Source organism: Syntrophothermus lipocalidus DSM 12680 (genome assembly GCF_000092405.1).
Classification (GTDB): domain Bacteria; phylum Bacillota; class Syntrophomonadia; order Syntrophomonadales; family Syntrophothermaceae; genus Syntrophothermus; species Syntrophothermus lipocalidus.
In genome coordinates this window covers 2,198,737-2,215,430 of the sequence record NC_014220.1, presented here as the reverse complement: position 1 = coordinate 2,215,430, position 16,694 = coordinate 2,198,737, and the positions used below count along the sequence as shown (strand labels likewise).

Here is a 16,694-nt window from a genome sequence, read left to right as displayed (position 1 = left end):
GGAGAGTGACCGGGGTGTATAACGGCTATTACGAGGTAATCGCGATTCCGGTTATAAACGGGCTGGTTGAGATAGCGAAAAAGGCTGGACTCAGCAAGCGCTACTGTCCTGTTCTGGCCGTGAGTCTGGGAGTTTTGTTAAGGCTGGGGGTGAGGGCCCCTGGGGAACCGGTAGGCGTAGCTATACTGGATGGCCTAGTAGTCGGGCTATCGGCGGTTGGGCTGTACAGTGGGGGCAGGAGCGTCCTTCGCAGGAACAGCAGGTACTTGTAAGTTACAGTTGAGCGGTCATCGTGCCGAACGTGGTTTCAAGGAAAGCTAGAAGGAGTTAGGGCCGGCTGGAGGGTATGCGGGTTACTTGACAAAAGGGCCAGGGCTTGTTAATATGAGGTTCGAAGATGGGCTGCGCTTAGCCCGATTGGTATGCATGACTCGCGGCAGAGTCGCCATTATAGCGTGGCAATCGACTTGGTTGCTAATAGAATCAAAAGGCGAAACAACCATTGATAAGCTTTTGTAATCTTCGCCTATCAGTGGCTATTTTCCGAAAACGCAGGCCGGCGTAGCTCAGCGGTAGAGCAGTCGATTCGTAATCGACAGGTCGTCAGTTCGAATCTGACCGTCGGCTCCATATCGAACTTCTGCCCCGGCTGGGATGGACCGGGGTTCATTTTTTTGTCTGGAGCATTTTTGCACATCGGAGGCGGCAAAGGCGGGAGTCAGAGGTTTGGGTAAGAGGTGTTCTCGGGTGTTAAAAGAGGATATCAGGACCGAATTGCTGGAGATATTTCAAGAACTACTCGATCATTTTGGGCCCAGACATTGGTGGCCTGGAGAGACGGCCTTGGAAGTGATTGTAGGGGCTATTCTTACCCAGAACGTGGCTTGGAACAATGTAGAAAAAGCCATCAACAACTTAAAAGAAGAGGGACTGTTGTCGATAAGCGGCTTAATCAAGACACGGGTAGAAAAACTAGGAAATCTCATTCGCCCTGCCCGTTACTACAACCAGAAAGCGGCGCGGCTCAAAGCATTCGCGGAACTGGTTAACATTAAGTATGAAGGAGATCTTGAAAAACTGCTGAGCCTGTCCACCCCCGAACTGAGGATGGAACTTTTGGCCTTGAAGGGGATAGGACCGGAGACAGCGGACAGTATCCTTTTATATGCTGCCAACCGGCCCGTTTTCGTGGTCGACGCTTATACTAAGAGGATATTTCAACGGCTCGGGTACCTTGAGGCTGATGTTGGTTATTCAGTGGTGCAGGATTTCTTTACCTCGAACCTTCCCTGTGAAACCTACCTTTTCAACGAGTACCACGCCCTTATCGTGGCCTTGGGCAACCGCATCTGTTTGGCCCGGCGCCCTTTATGTCAGAAGTGCCCCCTACTTCACAGGTGCAAGACCTCTTCACTTGAAAAAGAGAACTCCGAAACCGCTCTAGGCACGACTATGGGCTGTACGTGAGCCAGTCTGTAATCCTTTATAAACTTTCGCCGTGCGTGACGGGTTTCCCAAGAAAAACCCTGAATTGATCCTTTAATCGAAGAACAAGTCATGGTTAATCGACATTTATTCTAGAATCGAGTGTTTTCAGTCCCTAGGGCCGTGTTCCCAGGTCTGGCGCATTTTGCGGAGAAGACAACCGCCTAGGTAAAGGCCGTTGAGAAAAGCGATGGGAACCGCCAAGTACTCGTATTTCCAATATGGTTTGCCCTTGTTATCTTCGGTACGGAAAAACACGGCTAAGCAACCTCCTCAGTTTTTTTGTTGGTATTGGTTTAGGACAAAACTTGTTTAAGAGCTAACAAATTCTATTAAGGATACAAATACTTCTCTAAGACCACGCGTTCGCTACCGACAAGGAAACGTTTCGTCCCTAAATCAGTGCAAATCTGTGTCCATCTGTGGCCCGCTTTCGCAGCAGCAGGCTTACCTCCTGCTGGTAACAGTGGGCAAGATCTTGCGGAAAAACACGTAAAACATGGAACCGCCTATGAAAAGAACTAAAAAACCAGCCAGTATCTTCAGGGTCATCCTCTCACCTCTGCTTATTACTAGTGTTGGTGAGCTTGAAAAATTTATTCTGGCAAGAAAAGGAAATTATTCTTGAGTTGTATCGGAAGCATCCTGAGGAACAAAGGTACCCGACTTCAGATGGATAATGTCTTGCTCGGTTAGAACCCGGGCGATGTAGACTGTAGAAAGATTGGAAAGGTCGACCTCGTGAGGGTTTTTAAGTCTCAGCAGTCTCCGATCAAAAACCACCCGCACCACAGGGCGAGTGGGGGCATTGCGGTTTACGTCTACCACTACTCCGATTTCTCCAGTATTGAGCATTACCACGCTGCCTATCGGATAAACGGCAACATTGGAGACAAGGGCGGCTAGGATCCGGGGCTCGAAGTACAATCCTGACATGTGGTTAAGGATGGCAACGGCCTGGTTGATGCTGTAAGCCGAACGGTAGGGACGATCTGCCAGGAGCGCGTCATAAACATCGGCGACAGCCACAATCCTGGCGTATTCGTGAATTTGCTCCTGATTCAGGCCACGAGGATACCCTTTTCCATCCCAACGTTCATGGTGTTGGAAGGCGATGTGAGCGGAGAGGAGGGGAATATCTTCGTAGGTGCGGAGTATATCAAAACCGTAGGCTGCGTGCTTCTTTATCTCAGCATACTCATTTTTGGTTAATTCCCCCCGCTTGTTCAACAGCTCTTTACTGACCCGGATCTTACCGATGTCGTGCAGAAGAGCGCCTATACCCAGTTCCTTGAGCTTGAGCTCGTTGTAACCGAGGGTGATCCCGGTCAGCAGGCTCAGTACGCACACGTTGCAAGAATGGGAAAAGGTATAATCGTCGTAAGTTCTGATGTCGCTGAGATTGATCAGCACTTCCCGGTTGGACATCAGCTCGTCCAATATGGTATCTACCATCTTTTTCACGTGGCGGGTATTGATTCGCCGGTTGGCCTCCAGGGCCTGGAAATTCTTTCTAACTTCTTTTATGGTCTCAAGCCTGGTTTGTTCGGAGATGGGCTCTTTGATCTCTCCCAGCGAATCAAAGAGATCGTCCTCAACGTATATCGAAACTATGCCCAACTCTTTTAACCTTTGAATATAATAATCCGTGAGAGTTACCCCGGCACCCAAAAGACAGTTGCCTTCACTGTCGAAAATGCTCCTTGCTACTATCATTCCTGGTTCCAGTAATTCGACTGCGACGCGACGCATAAATCCTCCGGGAAGTAATATTTTTGCTAAACATATCAATTCTGCGCGAAAAAAACAAATCCTGCTCGCTTATCCCAACAATTTCTCACATCAACTAAACTAAGGTAGTATGGCATTGTAGTAAAATCCCGTTTCTGGCGGTACTGGAAGCGGTATTATCTGTATGTTTGCCACGCGGTTCATCAAGTGCTAAATTTATTCTAGGATGAGTTTCTCTTCGAATAAGAAAAGGGACTGGAGAAGTCAAATGAAGAGCAGGAGCAACAACAAGCTCATACCCCGGTCTTTACTGAAAAGCTTGGCTGGTGACATTAAGCACCTGATGGACAGTAATGAAGGCAGGCTTTTCGCTTTGGAGATGATGGAAGAGATACCGCGTGATTTCCGTTCACTAGTCATAGAGAGCCTATCCGGTTTTCACGAAAAGGAACTAGCGGTTTTTTTTCATCTATTGCAACAGGAGTATGGAGCTGAGCTGGAAAGACCTATAAGCAGAGCTTTAGGCAAACTTCGGATGGCAGGGGTACCTGTGACTTGCCCTGCCTTTTTTCGAGGGCGATTTTACCGAGCTTATGCCACCAAGACCCGCCATCTAGGACAGGTTACGGTTGACATTGCTTGGGAAACTCCGCACGGTTCTTTGGACGTAGAATGTTTTTTCTTGACTTTTGGACCCGAAGGCATACACAGCATCTTCGCCTTATCAGATGTTGCCGCAAGCGATTTCGAAAACGACAGGAGAAAATTGACTAATGTGGTAGATATCTCTTTAAAAGAAGCTGCCTTCCTGATTCAACAGTCATATCAGTTTAACCTCAAGCATATGACCAGACCTGGTCCCGGCCGATTTCTCTTTCACAAATACTTAGATATGTCTTCTGATTTGACTGAAGCTGAAGTGCGCGAACTTTTTGACAAGCTGTCGGAGCTGCTGTCTCCCCAACAGTTAGTCAACAGTTTCTTCATCGCTTTGCGTCGCCAAGACCATGCTTATGTTAAGGCGCTTTTCGATGAGGAAAAGCTCCTTAGGCCGGATTTCGCCGGGCAGGTAGAATCAGTTTTAAACCTCGGGCAAACCTTGGTGGAGGGGCACGCGGCCGGTGTAAAGACCAGTGGCAGATACGCTGTAGTCAAGGCCCGTTGTATCACTTTGGGAGACGAAGAGGTAGGGTACAGGGAGTTATCGTTTTATCTGAAAAAGTTTAGGGGGAAATGGTTCGTTTCTGATGTTTGTCATCAGCTATTTGAGATAGCAAGTACATCCAGTGATCACGCACCTTCGTTTTTCAAGATACATTGTTACGTGTACGAGGTTTTAGATGTCGATGAACTACTGTCTACCCTCGAGGTGTTAGATAATATTGAGGAAGCCGGGGAAATCGCGGGGGGAATTCATTTGAGGATCGCTCACCATGAGGACGAGTATTCTTGTGGAGGGTTCCTTCTTCCAGGAGTTTGGGCTGACCTTGTTATCAAGGGTGATGAGATGGTCGTGATGGGCAAGGACCTGCGCACATTGGAAGCTCTGCATCAATTAGTAACCAGGGAACACCAAGTAGTCTTGAGTTCACGGCACGAGATCAGTACTTTAACTGCTTACCGGTATTTGGCCGGACAGTATTTGAGCTTCGATGACGTACTGGCAGGGGGTAAGCAGGATGGGGTTTTTGAGGATGGAATGAAATTCATCAGTGCGAGGTACCTGGTGCGAGACCGGAACAGGGTTTTGGCCAAACTACAGAACATCGCGAACCAACAGTATGATTTGCCGGGAAACTGTCAAGTGTTTTACCAGTACCGCAAAAGCCCGGATACTGGCGCCGAGATCTTTCTAGCCGAGTACGTGTTCGGTAATAGCTGGATGACGGTTTCCGCTTACGGAGATAAAGAAGTTTCTGCCGTTCGTGAATATTTCGAACATGGGATCCAAGACTGCCTGCAATTTGAAGGCCTAGAGATCAAAGAAGAGGGGATATTTGAAGTTCTGACCCGGGAGATTAAAGCGCAGTATCCCAACCTGGAAGCTCGTTTGAAGAAGGCCTACTTAGACAAGTGGTATTTTTCCAAGTCAAAGGAACTAGGGGGACTTTCACCAGCCCAGGCCCGGGAAAGCGAGGAGGGACAGCGCCGTTTGTGGGAAATGTTTAAGGATATGAACCAGAGAAGAAAATCCTGCATCCGTCAGCGCGTAAAACGCTATCTCAACCTAAAAGAATACCTGGAGAGGATGTACCTGTAAACGCGAGTGTGTGATCTTTTTTGATATTATCGGTAGAACTTGTTGACAGGGGATAGGCTTTTACCTATACTAGTAAGCAAATCTTCATTCCCCAAAAAGCTATGACAGGGATGAACACATGCCGTCCCTTAGTCGACAGAGAGCCGGGGTAGCTGAAAACCGGTACTAATATGGTATGTGGAGATCGCCCTCGAGCTGCAGTTCTGAACGGTTTAAATGGCTTAGTAGGAATTGCCGGACTGGTAGTCCGTTATCAAAACCGGTAGCATTGAAGCGCTGGTGAGTGGCCGCAGCAAGCGGCAATCAGGGTGGTACCGCGGGAGTTAAACCTCTCGTCCCTGAATCTGGGGACGAGGGGTTTAAGTTTTTATTCAGTAACTTGAAGTCGAAGGAGTGTTGGGGATGGGGTTGTTAATCTACCTTAACGGGAGTTTTGTGCCAGAAGAAGAGGCCAAAGTTTCAGTTTTCGACCACGGGTTCCTTTACGGGGATGGGGTATTCGAAGGAATACGCGCCTACCACGGTAAGGTTTTTCGCCTGCGCGAGCACATCGATCGACTGTATGACTCTGCCAAAGCCATCAACCTCGAAATCCCTCTAACTAAAGATGAAATGATCGAGGTCGTATGTGAAACCTGCCGCCGGAACAACCTTACCGACGCCTACATCAGATTGGTAGTATCACGCGGAGCTGGGGATCTAGGGCTGGACCCGAGGAAGTGCCCCCGACCGACTGTAGTAAACATAGCTTCGTCCATAACCCTGTATCCCGAAGAGCTTTACCAGACAGGGCTCACTGTGATAACCGTTCCTACCCGTCGCAATATACCGGAAGGCGTGAACCCGCGGATAAAATCACTTAATTACCTGAACAACATAATGGCTAAGATTGAGGCAAACATAGCGGGGGTACCAGAAGCGGTTTTGCTGAATCAAGAAGGTTTCGTAGCAGAATGTACAGGGGATAATATCTTTATTGTAAAGAACGGGGTGCTTAAGACGCCTCCCCCTTATGCCGGCATCCTAGAAGGGGTTACGCGCAACGCTGTTATAGAGCTGGCACAGAAGAGAGGCATTCCGGTGGCTGAGGTGATGCTGCCCAGGTATGACCTGTTTACAGCGGATGAATGCTTCTTGACTGGCACAGCCGCCGAGCTTATCCCAGTTACTAAGGTCGATGACCGCGTAATCGGAAACGGCAAGCCCGGACCGATATTCCTGCAGCTCTTAGAAGATTTCCACGAACTGGTCAAAGTCGACGGGATCGATATTTATTGAGACTTAACCATAGGGTAACAGGATACAGGCAATCATGTTATCGGAAACGGTAATTTCGTTAAATCCAGACCAGACCCCGATAACACCCAGCGGTTTCACGATTAGAGAAGGAAAGCCTCGGTGTCGGGTAATGTAACCTAGTAAATATTCAATTAAAATAATCTGTGTACATCATTAAACATCTGTGTGCATCTGTGGCTAATTTTCGTGGTATTCATTATCATTATAAATCTGCGTTAATCTGCGTCTAATTTCTTTCGCAACCGAAAGGAGAGAAACCATGAGAAGTGACCTGGCGAAAAAGGGTCTAGAAAAAGCACCTCACCGTTCACTGTTTAAAGCTTTAGGATTGACCGATGAGGAGTTGGAGAGACCCTTAGTCGGTATAGTCAACTCGGCCAACGAGATTATTCCAGGGCATATTCATCTAGACCGTATAGCCGAGGCGGTCAAAGCCGGGGTGAGGATGAAAGGGGGCACTCCTATAGAGTTTTCTACTATAGGGGTATGCGATGGTATTGCCATGAACCATATCGGTATGAAATACTCTCTGGCCAGCCGGGAACTGATTGCCGATTCTATTGAGATAATGGCTATGGCTCATCCTTTCGATGCCCTGGTTTTTATACCTAACTGCGACAAAATCATCCCTGGGATGCTGATGGCGGCCGCTCGCCTCAATCTTCCTTGTATGTTTGTCAGCGGAGGGCCGATGTTGGCTGGCAATTTCCGGGGGCGCAAGGTCAGCCTCAACACGGTCTTTGAAGGGGTAGGCGCGGTCAGCGCAGGTAAGATGTCGCTTTCGGACTTAGCGGAGCTTGAAGATGTAGCTTGCCCGGGTTGTGGCAGCTGTGCCGGTATGTTTACCGCTAATTCCATGAACTGCCTGACGGAAGCGGTAGGAATGGGCTTACCCGGGAACGGAACTATACCGGCGGTACACTCTGAACGAATCCGTCTAGCCAAACAGGCGGGCATGAAAGTGATGGAGCTATGGGAAAGGGACATAAAGCCCCGGGATATCATGACCCAAGAGGCTTTCATCAATGCCTTACGCCTGGACATGGCAATAGGTTGTTCTACCAATACGGTTTTGCATCTTATGGCTATCGCTCACGAAGCCGGCGTTAAGCTGGACTTGAACCTGATAAACCATATCAGCGATACCACTCCTCACCTATGTAAAATCGAACCTGCCGGCAACCATTTTATAGAAGACTTGTACGCTGCGGGTGGAGTTCAGGCCATTTTCAACGAGTTAGACAAGGCAGGGCTGGTAAACCGCCAGTGCCTGACGGTTACTGGTAAGACGGTTGGGGAGGTTATCAATGACTACCCTGTGAAGGACCACGAGGTCATCCGTAGTATAGAGAATCCGCACAGTACTACCGGGGGGTTGGCTATACTGTTCGGTAACCTGGCCGAGGAGGGCGCGGTGGTGAAGAAGGGGGCAGTTGACCCGGACATGCTCTATCACGAGGGTAAAGCACGGGTTTTCGACTCGGAAGAAGAAGCTGTTGCAGCCATTCTAGGAGGCAAGATTGAAAAAGGAGAAGTCGTCGTAATCCGGTATGAAGGGCCGCGCGGAGGGCCAGGGATGAGGGAAATGCTCACGCCTACTTCTGCTATAGCGGGGATGGGGCTAGACAAGGACGTAGCCCTTATAACCGATGGCCGTTTTTCTGGTGCTACCCGGGGAGCTTCTATAGGGCACGTATCTCCCGAGGCGGCACAAGGGGGCAATATTGCTCTTATTCAGGACGGAGACATAATCGTCATTGATATACCGAACCACAGCCTTAGTGTACGACTTAGCGACGAGGAACTTGCTGCCAGGAGAACGCAGTGGCGAGTTCCGGAACCCAAGATAAACTCAGGCTATATGAAAAGATATTCAAAAATGGTGCAATCCGCCAGTACAGGCGCTATCTTGAAAGATTAGACTTATCAATAGCTAATATGAAGGCGGGCCCAGTGCCCGCTTTTTATATAAGGATTTTAGCGGGGTGAGAAGATGAGAATGAAAGGGGCAGAGGTGCTTCTGCGTTGTCTGAAAGAGGAAGGCGTAGAAGTTATCTTCGGTTATCCTGGGGGTGCAGTGCTTCCAATATATGACGCCCTGTACTCCTCAGAGGTAAAACACGTTTTGGTAAGACACGAACAAGGGGCAGCCCACGCGGCAGACGCATACGCCCGGGTTAGCGGAAAAGTCGGGGTGTGCCTGGCGACTTCTGGACCTGGAGCTACCAATCTGGTAACAGGTATTGCTACCGCGTATATGGACTCGGTACCGTTGGTGGCTTTTACAGGACAGGTTGCGACGCATCTCATAGGTAGGGATGCCTTCCAGGAAGCTGACATCACAGGAATTACGCTGCCGATAACCAAACACAACTACCTGGTCAAGCGAAGCGAGGACCTGGTGAGGATTATCAAAGAAGCCTTTTATATAGCCCGTACCAACCGGCCGGGACCCGTTGTAGTAGACCTTCCACGCGACATAATGGAAAGAGAGATGGAATTTAACGGCTATCCCGAAGAAGTGAACCTCAGAGGATACCGGGTGCTGAAGAGCTGTAACATGGGGCAGGTTTTGCTGGCGGTGGAAGCCATCCGACAGGCGGAACGCCCTGTCATCTACGCCGGAGGAGGGGTTATCAGTTCCGGCGCTTCTGAGGTATTGCAGGAGCTGGCTATAAAGATGAAGATACCGGTGGCTACGACCCTGATGGGTATAGGTTGTTTCCCGGAAACCCATTACCTTTCCCTGGGGATGCTAGGGATGCACGGAACCCGGTATGCGAATTATGCAGTCAGTGAATCGGACCTCATCATCGCAGTCGGGGTACGGTTCGATGACCGGGTGACGGGAAAGATTACGAGCTTTGCTCCTCATGCCAAGGTGATTCACATCGACATCGATGCCGCCGAGATAGGTAAGAATTTTGGAGTTGACATCCCCATAGTGGGTGATGTGAAACAGGTGCTGGAAGAGATCGTACCTCGGCTCGAACCGCGAGAGAAATTCAGCGAGTGGCACCGGGTGATTGACCGGTGGAAGGAAGAGTTTCCTCTGACTTACTCTGAGTCGCGCGAACCTGGAAGGATTAAGCCCCAGTACGTGGTGGAGCAAATTTATTACGCTACCCAAGGAAATGCTATCATTACCACCGAAGTAGGACAGAACCAGATGTGGGCAAGCCAGTTCTACAAATTCACCCGCCCTCGTACTTTCATTACTTCGGGAGGGTTGGGGACCATGGGTTTCGGGCTTCCGGCGGCAATAGGAGCCAAGATCGCTCGCCCCGATATGACGGTTATCGACATAGCCGGAGACGGGAGTATCCAGATGAACATCCAGGAGTTGTGCACCGCGGTCGAGCAACGGCTTCCCATCGTTATTTGTATTTTGAACAATCAGTATCTGGGGATGGTTCGGCAGTGGCAGGAACTGTTTTTTGGCGGGCGTTACTCTTACACCGATATCAGTTTGCAGCCTGATTTCGTGAAACTGGCCGAGGCTTATGGGGCTATCGGCATGAGGGTGAAGGAGGCCCAAGATGTGGCTCCCGCTTTGCGGGAGGCTTTTTCGGTGACCGACCGGCCTGTAGTGATCGATTTCTGGGTGGAAAGGGAGGCTAACGTATTCCCGATGGTTCCGCCCGGCGAATCGCTGTATAACATGCTGGGAGGTGAGGAATGATGAAACACACTTTATCGGTGGTGGTCGAAAATCACCCTGGAGTCTTGGCCCGGGTAGCGACCCTGTTTCGCCGTAGGGGATATAACATTGACAGCTTGGCCGTCGGAAGGACTGAGAATCCCGCCGTTTCGCGTATGACCATCGTGGTCGAAGGCGACGATGTGGTTATCGAGCAGGTTACCAAACAACTTCATAAACTGGTAGAAACTATTAAAATATATGATATAACCGACCAGCCCACTGTCGACAGGGAATTGGTTTTGATAAAGGTGAAGGCCGATGCCCAGGCCAGAAGTGAGATCATCCAGATAGTCGATGTTTTTCGGGGCCGTATCGTAGACATCGGACCTAACAGCCTTATCATTGAGGCTACGGGAGACACCGGCAAGATCGACGCGATTGAAGCTTCTCTCCGTCCATTTGGCATACTGGAGTTGGTCAGAACCGGCAAGGTTTCCATGTTAAGGGGGGCTAGATGAAAGGATACAGTATAAGCATACAGAATCCTCCGGCAAGTAGAGGGGTGGTGGTTTAATCAGTACTTCCTTTGCCTTTAAGCCTTGGGCAATGCCTGAGCGCTCTAACGGCGGGGAATAGGAATTGAGAATTGAGAATTGAGAATTGATTTGTTTTGGGGAAGGCTAAAGAGGTAACACCAAGTCTCTGTAAAGTAAGAAGGGATGTTTAGAAAAGGAGGTAGGTTTTAATGGCTAGGATGTATTATGATGCTGATGCAAACCTTGACCTGCTTAAAGGCAAGACCATTGCCGTGATCGGTTATGGCAGCCAGGGACACGCTCAGGCCCAGAACCTTCACGACAGTGGTCTCGAAGTGGTGGTAGGGTTGCGTAAGCCGGAGGACGATTTTACCACTGCGGAGTGGAATCAGGTTGTAGCCGACGGGCTTACGCCTTTACCGGTAGATGAAGCGGCCCGAGCTGCCCAGATAATCCAGATTTTGGTGCCGGATGATATCCAGGCCAAGGTTTACCGGGAAAAGATCGAACCTTACCTTAACGAAGGCGATGCGTTGGGATTTTCTCATGGGTTCAACATACATTTCGGGCAAATTGTGCCTCCGCCTTCCGTCGATGTCTTCATGGTAGCGCCTAAGAGTCCTGGTCATCTGGTCAGGCGTATGTACAGGCAAGGAGTGGGAGTCCCCGGGCTCATAGCCGTACATAATGACCATACGGGGAAAGCCTTGGAAACGGGGTTAGCCTATGCTAAAGGTATCGGCTGTACCCGTGCAGGTGTCATCGCTACTACTTTTAAAGAAGAAACCGAGACCGACCTATTCGGAGAACAATGTGTGCTCTGTGGCGGGGTCACTGAACTTATTAAAGCCGGTTTTGATACCTTGGTAGAGGCAGGATACCAGCCGGAGATAGCCTATTTCGAGTGCCTGCACGAGCTTAAGCTCATAGTAGACCTTATATACGAAGGCGGTATCGGCCTTATGCGGTACTCGGTCAGTGATACCGCTGAGTACGGCGACCTCACGGTAGGTCCGCGCATAATAAACGAAAACACCAGGGCTGAGATGAAAAAGGTTTTGGCTGCCATCCAGGATGGAACTTTTGCCCGGGAGCTCTTGCTCGAATTCCAAGTGGGCCGTCCGGTCTTCAGTGCCTTGCGGAGGAAAGGGCAGGAGCACCTGATAGAAAAAGTAGGTAAGGAACTTAGGGCGATGATGCCTTGGCTTAAAGAGGTAAAATAGCAGACCATTTTGGGTTTGACCTGTACTTGACCGGGGGGCGGGTGGCAAACCCGCTTCTCCTTTTTTTGCTGAAGCTCTAAAGGGTGACGAGAGGAGGATGTTCATGTCGAACAACCGGATATACATTTTCGACACGACCTTGAGAGACGGGGAACAATCTCCGGGGGTAAGCCTCAACGTTCAGGAGAAGCTGGAGATAGCTCAGCAACTGGCCCGCCTAGGGGTGGACGTTATCGAGGCCGGTTTTCCGATTGCTTCTCCCGGAGACTTTCAAGCGGTAAAAACGATTGCCGAGCGGGTTAAAGGGCCCGTTATTGCCGGGTTGTGCCGGGCTACCAGAGAAGACATCGATGCGGGATGGGAGGCTTTAAAGGGGGCAGAAAGCCCGCGAATTCACACGTTTATCGCCACCTCGGACATACACCTAAAATACAAGCTACAGAGGTCGCGGGAAGAAGTCTTGGAACAGGCGGTGGCAGCGGTCAAGTATGCCAAGCAATTCTGCTCCGACGTGGAGTTTTCGGCCGAAGATGCTTCTCGCAGTGATTTGGATTACCTGTGCACTGTGGTGGAGAAGGTCATCGATGCAGGAGCTACGGTGGTAAACCTTCCTGATACCGTGGGCTATGCGATACCGGATGAGTTCGGGCGCTTCATCAAGGCCATAATGGAGAGGGTGCCCAACATTCACCGGGCACGTTTGTCCGTACATTGCCACAATGACCTGGGACTGGCGGTAGCTAATTCTTTGGCCGCGATTCTGAACGGGGCAACCCAGATAGAGGGAGCTATCAACGGTATCGGGGAACGAGCTGGCAACGCCTCCTTGGAAGAGATTATAATGGCCCTGTACACTAAAAAAGCCTTTTATCAAAAAGAAGTAGCTGTCAACTACCAGGAGATTTACCGCACCAGCAGGCTAGTAAGTTCTTTGACCGGTATGGTGGTACAACCGAACAAAGCTATTGTCGGCAAGAACGCTTTCGCCCATGAAGCCGGGATTCACCAGGACGGGGTGCTCAAAGAAAGAACTACTTATGAAATAATGAAGCCCGAACTGATAGGAATCTACAAGAGCAACCTGGTTTTAGGGAAGCATTCAGGGCGGCATGCTTTCAGCGAGAAACTTAAGGAAATGGGGTTTGAGCTGAGCGGGGAAGAGCTGGACAAAGCTTTTCGCCGTTTCAAGGAGCTGGCGGACAAGAAGAAGGAGGTTACAGATGACGACATCGAGGCCCTTATTAAGGATGAAGTCTGGGCTATTCCCGAAAGGTTCCGTCTTAACTACCTGTATTTCGCCAGTGGTACCCGTTTAATCCCTACCGCGACTGTGGGTGTTGCTATCGAGGGAGTTGTCTTCGAAGATGCCGGCACGGGTGACGGTCCTGTGGACGCCGCTTTTCACGTGGTCGACAAAATAACCGGGCTTCAGGGAGAGCTCCTCGAGTACAAGCTGAACGCGGTCACGGGAGGAAAGGATGCCCTGGGCGAAGTCATCGTCCGCGTGAGAGTGAATGGGCGGACCTACGTGGGTCGGGGGGTCAGTACAGACATCGTCGAAGCCAGCGTTCGGGCATACATCAATGCCCTCAACAAAGCGGACTTTGACCGGATTAGAAACAATAATAATTCCTCATCGGATCAAAGGGGGCAGTGATAGATGGGAATGACTATGACCGAAAAGATTTTGGCCTATCACGCTGGGAAAGACCAGGTGGAGCCGGGAGAACTGATTAGTTGCCGGGTAGACTTGGTTTTAGGAAACGATATAACTGCCCCGGTAGCTATTGCCGAGTTTGAGAAGCTTGGCTTGACCCGGGTTTTTGATAACGAACGGGTGGTCCTGGTACCTGATCATTTCACTCCCAATAAAGACATTAACTCGGCTGAACAGGCTAAGCAGGTACGAGAGTTCGCCCGGGCTTACAGCATTGAAAACTACTTTGAAGTAGGGAAGATGGGTATCGAACACTGCCTGCTGCCTCAGGAGGGGTTGGTGGTTCCTGGAGACGTGGTCATCGGAGCCGACTCTCACACCTGCACTTACGGGGCACTGGGCGCTTTTGCCACTGGGGTCGGGTCGACCGATATGGCTGCAGGGATGGCTACCGGCGAGGCCTGGTTCAAGGTGCCGGAAACCATGAAGTTCGTCTATTACGGTGAACTGCCCAAGTGGGTAAGCGGTAAAGACCTGATCCTTCACACTATAGGGGATATTGGAGTAGACGGGGCCAGATATATGGCGATGGAATTCACAGGTGAAGCTATTAGGAAGCTTTCGATGGATAACCGTTTTACCATGGCTAACATGGCTATCGAAGCTGGGGCCAAGAACGGCATTTTCGAGGCTGATGAAATAACCTTGGATTATGTGAATAGCAGGGCCAAGCGGCCGTACCGGGTGTTTACGAGTGATCCTGATGCCAGCTACTATGAGGTCCGGGAATACGACGTTTCGAAAATGGAACCGCAGGTGGCCTTTCCTCATTCACCGGAAAACGTGAGACCGGTCAGCCAAGCCGGGAATGTGTCTATTGACCAAGTCGTAATCGGCTCCTGTACCAACGGTAGGATAGAGGATTTAGAAATTGCGGCCAGTATATTGAAAGGGAAAAAAGTCCACCGCGAGATAAGGACGATTATTATACCAGGCACCCAAGAAATATACCTCGAAGCCCTACGCCGGGGCCTGGTAGAGATATTCATCGAGGCGGGGGCGGCGGTGAGCACCCCGACCTGCGGGCCGTGTCTGGGCGGTCACATGGGGATACTGGCCAAAGGAGAGAGGGCTGTTGCTACTACCAACCGTAATTTTGTGGGCAGGATGGGTCATCCGGAAAGCGAGGTATACCTTGCTTCACCTGCGGTGGCGGCTGCTAGCGCGGTTATGGGAAGAATCGCGGCTCCTTGGGAGGTGGTAAGATGAAGCTGAGAGGCGAGGTGCATAAGTTCGGGGCTGACGTAGATACCGACGCCATTATTCCCGCCCGTTACCTGAATACCAGTGACCCGAAACATCTGGCCCTGCACTGTATGGAGGATGCTGATCCCGATTTCCCGAAAAAGGTTAAAACTGGGGATGTCATTGTGGCCGATAAGAACTTCGGCTGCGGCAGCTCGCGCGAGCATGCTCCTTTGGCTATCCAAGCTGCGGGAGTGTCTTGCGTAATTGCCAAGTCTTTTGCCCGTATATTTTACCGCAATGCCATTAACATCGGGCTTCCGATTCTTGAATGCCCGGAGGTGGTTGACGAGGTACGGCCTGGCGACGAGCTTGAGGTTGATTTGGACCGGGGAGTAATAACCAACCTGACCTCGGGCAAGGAGTATCAGGCGACTCCGTTCCCAGAGTTTATGCAAAGGATTATGGCCAGCGGTGGGCTTATCAATTACGTTAGGGAAAGGATGAAGGCCGGTGTTTAAGATAGCCGTGTTACCCGGGGATGGTATCGGGACCGAGATCGTACCTGAAGCGCAAAAAGTATTGAAAGCAGTTGCTAAGAGGTTCAAACACGAATTCGCTTTTACCGAAGCCCTGGTCGGGGGAGCGGCTATCGACGAGGTGGGGGTTCCTTTGCCTGAAGAAACCCTGGCCCTGTGCAAAGATAGCGACGCTGTTCTTCTAGGAGCCATAGGTGGTCCCAAATGGGATAACCTGCCGGCTGCGCTCAGGCCCGAGGCGGCAGCGCTGTTGGCTCTGCGTAAGGAACTTGGGCTTTACGCTAACCTGCGGCCCGCTTACCTGTTCCCGGAACTGGTTCATGCTTCCTCCCTGAAACCCGATATTATCGAGGGAGTAGATCTCTTGGTAGTGAGGGAACTGACCGGCGGGTTGTACTTCGGGGAGAAGCGGCGGGAGAAGCTTCTGGGCGGAGAAAGGGCTATCGATGTTCTGGAGTACTCGACGTATGAGATCGAACGCATAGTTCGTTTGGCCTGCGAGGCGGCGAGGAAACGGAGAAAGAAAGTGACATCGGTGGACAAGGCCAATGTTCTAGAAAGCTCTAGGTTATGGCGCGAGGTGGCCAATCGAGTAGCTCTGGAGTATCCTGACGTCGAATTCAGCCACATGTACGTCGACAACTGTGCCATGCAGCTCATACGCAATCCGCGTCAATTCGATGTGATCGTAACTGAAAACATGTTTGGAGATATATTGACCGACGAAGCCTCTATGCTGACCGGATCTTTGGGAATGCTACCTTCTGCCTCTATTGGCGGGAAAGTAGGAATGTATGAGCCTTCTCACGGGTCAGCTCCCGATATCGCCGGGCAGGGGAAAGCAAACCCGTTGGCTACGATACTGTCGGCTGCCATGATGCTGAGGTATTCGTTCGATTTGGAACAAGAGGCTTTGGCGGTTGAGCAGGCGGTCCGCGAAGTTCTGGCCGAAGGCTACCGGACGCCGGACATTACGGAGCCGGATCAGAAGCTGGTTAACACCAGGGAAATGGGTGATTTAGTAGCGAGAAAAGTTGAGGAGGTCGAGGTGTAGTGGGGATAAGAGATTAGGTGTA

14 protein-coding genes, 1 tRNA gene and 1 other annotated feature are annotated in these 16,694 nt (G+C 50.6%); of the genes, 13 read left to right on the top strand and 2 right to left on the bottom strand.

The window, feature by feature from the left end; translation table 11 throughout:
* Positions 1-14 precede the first annotated feature (14 nt).
* The 3 genes from SLIP_RS10745 to SLIP_RS10735 all read left to right on the top strand — a co-directional run bounded on the left by SLIP_RS10745 (position 15) and on the right by SLIP_RS10735 (position 1,467).
* Positions 15-272 (top strand): hypothetical protein, encoded by a 258-nt coding sequence (locus SLIP_RS10745; RefSeq protein WP_013176314.1) that lies wholly within the window; start codon positions 15-17, stop codon positions 270-272.
* Positions 273-555: 283 nt separating this feature from the next.
* A tRNA-Thr gene (locus SLIP_RS10740) sits at positions 556-630 on the top strand.
* 96 nt (positions 631-726) lie between these two features.
* Positions 727-1,467 carry an endonuclease III domain-containing protein gene (locus SLIP_RS10735; protein ID WP_242649106.1) on the top strand — a complete coding sequence of 247 codons (741 nt, stop codon included), beginning with the start codon at positions 727-729 and terminating at the stop codon, positions 1,465-1,467.
* Between the two features lie 126 nt (positions 1,468-1,593).
* On the opposite strand, the gene SLIP_RS12810 is transcribed toward SLIP_RS10735, so the two are convergent.
* Together SLIP_RS12810 and SLIP_RS10730 are read right to left on the bottom strand one after the other, a co-directional pair.
* The gene (locus SLIP_RS12810; RefSeq protein WP_013176312.1) at positions 1,594-1,743 is read right to left on the bottom strand and encodes a hypothetical protein; all 150 of its coding nucleotides are present in this window, start codon (positions 1,741-1,743) and stop codon (positions 1,594-1,596) included.
* Positions 1,744-2,103: 360 nt separating this feature from the next.
* Positions 2,104-3,237 (bottom strand): HD-GYP domain-containing protein, encoded by a 1,134-nt coding sequence (locus SLIP_RS10730; protein WP_013176310.1) that lies wholly within the window; start codon positions 3,235-3,237, stop codon positions 2,104-2,106.
* A 247-nt stretch (positions 3,238-3,484) separates the two neighbouring features.
* Between SLIP_RS10730 and SLIP_RS10725 the strand changes: the two genes are divergently transcribed.
* The 10 genes from SLIP_RS10725 to leuB all read left to right on the top strand — a co-directional run bounded on the left by SLIP_RS10725 (position 3,485) and on the right by leuB (position 16,672).
* Positions 3,485-5,476 carry a hypothetical protein gene (locus SLIP_RS10725; RefSeq protein ID WP_013176309.1) on the top strand — a complete coding sequence of 664 codons (1,992 nt, stop codon included), beginning with the start codon at positions 3,485-3,487 and terminating at the stop codon, positions 5,474-5,476.
* 92 nt (positions 5,477-5,568) lie between these two features.
* Positions 5,569-5,819, top strand: a binding site (T-box leader).
* Between the two features lie 59 nt (positions 5,820-5,878).
* Positions 5,879-6,754 (top strand): branched-chain-amino-acid transaminase, encoded by an 876-nt coding sequence (gene ilvE / locus SLIP_RS10720; protein WP_013176308.1) that lies wholly within the window; start codon positions 5,879-5,881, stop codon positions 6,752-6,754.
* 280 nt (positions 6,755-7,034) lie between these two features.
* A complete protein-coding gene (gene ilvD, locus SLIP_RS10715) occupies positions 7,035-8,696 on the top strand; it encodes a dihydroxy-acid dehydratase (protein ID WP_013176307.1) in 1,662 nt (553 codons plus the stop codon).
* Positions 8,697-8,768: 72 nt separating this feature from the next.
* Positions 8,769-10,457, top strand: coding sequence for a biosynthetic-type acetolactate synthase large subunit (ilvB, locus tag SLIP_RS10710; RefSeq protein WP_041433041.1), 1,689 nt, complete (start codon positions 8,769-8,771; stop codon positions 10,455-10,457).
* The gene (gene ilvN, locus SLIP_RS10705; protein ID WP_041433039.1) at positions 10,457-10,936 is read left to right on the top strand and encodes an acetolactate synthase small subunit; all 480 of its coding nucleotides are present in this window, start codon (positions 10,457-10,459) and stop codon (positions 10,934-10,936) included. Before ilvB ends, ilvN begins: the two co-directional genes overlap by 1 nt.
* A gap of 227 nt (positions 10,937-11,163) precedes the next feature.
* Positions 11,164-12,177 carry a ketol-acid reductoisomerase gene (gene ilvC / locus SLIP_RS10700; protein ID WP_013176304.1) on the top strand — a complete coding sequence of 338 codons (1,014 nt, stop codon included), beginning with the start codon at positions 11,164-11,166 and terminating at the stop codon, positions 12,175-12,177.
* A 103-nt stretch (positions 12,178-12,280) separates the two neighbouring features.
* Positions 12,281-13,834 (top strand): 2-isopropylmalate synthase, encoded by a 1,554-nt coding sequence (locus SLIP_RS10695; protein WP_013176303.1) that lies wholly within the window; start codon positions 12,281-12,283, stop codon positions 13,832-13,834.
* 3 nt (positions 13,835-13,837) lie between these two features.
* Positions 13,838-15,103: a 3-isopropylmalate dehydratase large subunit gene (gene leuC / locus SLIP_RS10690; protein ID WP_013176302.1), complete on the top strand. Its 1,266-nt coding sequence runs from the start codon at positions 13,838-13,840 to the stop codon at positions 15,101-15,103.
* The gene (gene leuD / locus SLIP_RS10685; protein WP_013176301.1) at positions 15,100-15,600 is read left to right on the top strand and encodes a 3-isopropylmalate dehydratase small subunit; all 501 of its coding nucleotides are present in this window, start codon (positions 15,100-15,102) and stop codon (positions 15,598-15,600) included. Before leuC ends, leuD begins: the two co-directional genes overlap by 4 nt.
* Entirely contained in the window at positions 15,593-16,672 is a 1,080-nt protein-coding gene (gene leuB, locus SLIP_RS10680) for a 3-isopropylmalate dehydrogenase (protein ID WP_013176300.1), read from the top strand. Before leuD ends, leuB begins: the two co-directional genes overlap by 8 nt.
* Positions 16,673-16,694 lie beyond the last annotated feature (22 nt).